The sequence below is a fragment of the Caulobacter sp. P1_B12_2 genome (assembly GCF_056406675.1).
Genome location: NZ_JBFTZS010000752.1, coordinates 1 through 1194 on the forward strand (window position 1 = coordinate 1; position 1194 = coordinate 1194).

Annotated in this window: 1 protein-coding gene; it reads left to right on the forward strand. The window is 74.6% G+C overall.

The window, feature by feature from the left end:
• Positions 1–1141: FAD-dependent 5-carboxymethylaminomethyl-2-thiouridine(34) oxidoreductase MnmC1 (gene mnmC1, locus AC1DZ6_RS25495; protein WP_477099874.1), on the forward strand; the 1141-nt coding region annotated here is incomplete at its 5' end.
• Between the last annotated feature and the right edge of the window lie 53 nt (positions 1142–1194).

The following is a 1194-nucleotide window of genomic DNA, read 5'->3' on the forward strand; positions in this document are numbered from 1 at the left end:
GAAGGAGCGGCTGGAAGCGGTGGCGCCCGGCGCGTCCGAGGTCCCGGAACGCCCGCGACGTCTGGCGGTGATCGGCGGGGGGATCGCCGGCGCCGCCATGGCCCGCGCCGCCCGGGCCGAAGGCCTGGAGGTCACGGTCTTCGACGACGGCGAGGCGCCGGCCTCGGGCAATCCCGCCGCCCTGGTCACCCCGGCCCTGGACGCCGGCGGCGGTCCGCGCGCCGCTCTGCCGGCCCAGGCCTTCGCCCGCGCCGTCACCCTGTATGACGAACTGGAAGCCGATGGCCCTGGCGTCGTGATCGCCCGCGGCGTGCTGAAGCTGGCGGCCGCGCCGCGCGACGCCGAGCGCCACGCCGCCATCGCCGCCCAGGACCTGTTCGAGCCGGGCGCGATGACCCTGCTCGGCGCCGCCGACACCACGGCGCGGCTGGGCGAACCGGCCGGACCCGCCCTCGATATGGCCCACGCCCTGGTCGTCGAGCCGGCCCGAGTGATCGAAGCCTGGCTGGGACCCGTGATCTCGACGCGCGTGGCCCGGCTGGCGTACGAGGACGGCGTCTGGCGACTGTTCGATTCCGACGATCGCGTGCTGGCGCAGGCCGACGCCGTGGTGCTGGCCGGCGGCGCGAACCAGGCCAGGCWCTGGCCCGAAGCCCCGATCCGCCCGGTGCGCGGCCAGGCGACCTGGACCGACCGCCCGGCGCCGCCTCCCGCCGCCTTTGGGGCCTATGCGATCCCCACCCGTGACGGCGTACTGTTCGGAGCCACCCACGACCGCGAGGTGGTCGAGACCGAGACCCGCGAAGCCGACCATGGCCGCAACCTGCAGGCCCTGGCCAAGGGATTACCCGGATTGGCCGCCCAGCTCGCCGACGCGCCGCTTCAGGGCCGCGCCGCCGTGCGCGCGACCACCGCCGATCATCTGCCTTTGGCCGGCGCGGTTCCCGACGCTCCCGGTGGAGCCCTTGGAGGCCTGTTCGTGCTGGGCGGTCTGGGCGGACGTGGCTTCTGCCTGGCGCCCTTGCTGGCCGAGCACCTGACGGCGCGGATCCTGGCCCTCCCGTCACCCCTGCCGCGCGCCCTTTCGGCGCTGGTCGAGCCCGCGCGATTTTCGTCGCGCCCTGAAGCTGGGGCGGTATAATCGATCCCGAACGGGGAAACAGGAGAACGCCATGCAACGCATGTTCCTCGTCC